General features: G+C 64.5%; 2 protein-coding genes. Both read right to left on the bottom strand.

The window, feature by feature from the left end:
- The coding region (locus MKK60_RS00220; protein WP_243983417.1) for a flagellin at window positions 1–1,158 on the bottom strand (1,158 nt) is incomplete at its 3' end.
- Between the two features lie 204 nt (window positions 1,159–1,362).
- The coding region (locus MKK60_RS00215; protein ID WP_279603910.1) for a flagellin at window positions 1,363–1,542 on the bottom strand (180 nt) is incomplete at its 5' end.

Below are 1,542 nucleotides of genomic sequence, written 5' to 3'. Positions count from 1 at the left end.
GGCCAGCGAGAGGGCCGAGATGCCGAGCGACTGGCGGGTCGACAGGGCCTGGGAGTTCGCGGCCTCCTCGTTGAGGTCGGCATCGGTGAGCTTGGAGGCGCCGGTGTCGAGCACGTTCTGGAGGTTCTTGGTGAAGTCCTGACGGTTCTGCACCACCGACAGGTTCGAGCCGAAGGTCGAGGCCTGCGAGCGCAGGGTCGAGGACGCGTTCGTCAGGCTGGTGAGCGTCGTCTTGACGTCGTTGTCGATCAGGAAGTTGCCCTGCCCATTCGAGGATGCACCGGAGTTGCCGGTGATCGCCGTGAGGCTGAGGCCGACCGAGGTAGCATCGACGCCCTGCACGTCGAGGTTCGAGGTGTCCTTCTCGTTGAACGAGATGTGCAGCTTGTTGGTGGTGGCGCTGCTCGACAGCAGATTGGTGCCGTTGAAGCTCGAGTCCTTGGCGAGCTGGTCGATCTGCGTCAGCAGGCTGTTGTACTGCTTGGCGAGGGCCGCGCGCTCCTTGACCCCGGTCACCGTCAGGTTCGAGCTCTGACCCGCCGTCGAGGTGGTGCCGTATTGGGGACCGGAGTTGGCGGTGCCGCTGGTGAAGCCGAGCGCGGTCTGGTCGCCGGGCGTCGAGAACTCGAGGTCGGCGCTGGCGCTGACGACGATCTTCGTGCCGGTCGTGTCCTTGCTGAACGCGTTGCCCGCGCCCTGGGGACCGACCACCGCGTTCAGCTTGGCGATGGTCGTGTCGATGGTGTCGCTGGCGGTCAGCGTGGTCGAGACCGCGGTGCCGTTGACCTGCAAATTGATCGTGCCGGCAGCGGCGGAGAAGGCGGCACCGGCTGTTCCGCTCGTGTTGAGCTGCGTGGCGAGTGCCTGGTTGGCGGTCGACTTGGCCGAGTCCACGAGCTTCTGGATCGAGGTCAGGCCCTGGTTGGCCGCCTGGATCGTCTGCACGCCGTTGGAGATGCTGTCGAGCAGGGTGCCGAGATCCGAGGAGCGGTTCGACAGGCTCTGCGCGGTGAAGAAGTTGACCGGGTTGTCGAGGGCCGAGGAAACCTTCTTGCCGGTGGAAAGACGGTTCTGCGTCGTCGACGAGAGCGCCGCCGTATCCTGCAGCGAGAGCAGGTTCTGGCGCGTGGCGGCAGAGAGCGTGACTTCCGAGGACATGGGATGATCCGTCTTGCTTAGGCGATGTTAGGGTTAACTAAGCACGCCGTTCCTTGCATTCCGGTTAATGAAGTCTGAGATTTCGGCTGGCTGCGCGCGTGATTAGGGAAGATCGACGATCGAAGACGCATCGCGGACAGAAAATGAAAAAGCGGCCGGGGCGATGCCCCAGCCGCTTCATCGCGTCGTGATGGTGGGCGGTGCTTAGCGGAGGAGCTGAAGCACGCCCTGCTGGGCCTGGTTGGCCAGCGAGAGGGCCGAGATGCCGAGCGACTGGCGGGTCGACAGGGCCTGGGAGTTCGCGGCCTCCTCGTTGAGGTCGGCATCGGTGAGCTTGGAGGCGCCGGTGTCGAGCACGTTCTGGAGGTTCTTGGTGAAGTCCTG

The sequence above is a fragment of the Methylobacterium sp. J-092 genome (assembly GCF_022829325.1).
Lineage (GTDB): Bacteria > Pseudomonadota > Alphaproteobacteria > Rhizobiales > Beijerinckiaceae > Methylobacterium.
The sequence above is the reverse complement of the archived record's forward strand: the minus strand, read 5'-3'. Positions and strand labels throughout refer to the sequence as shown.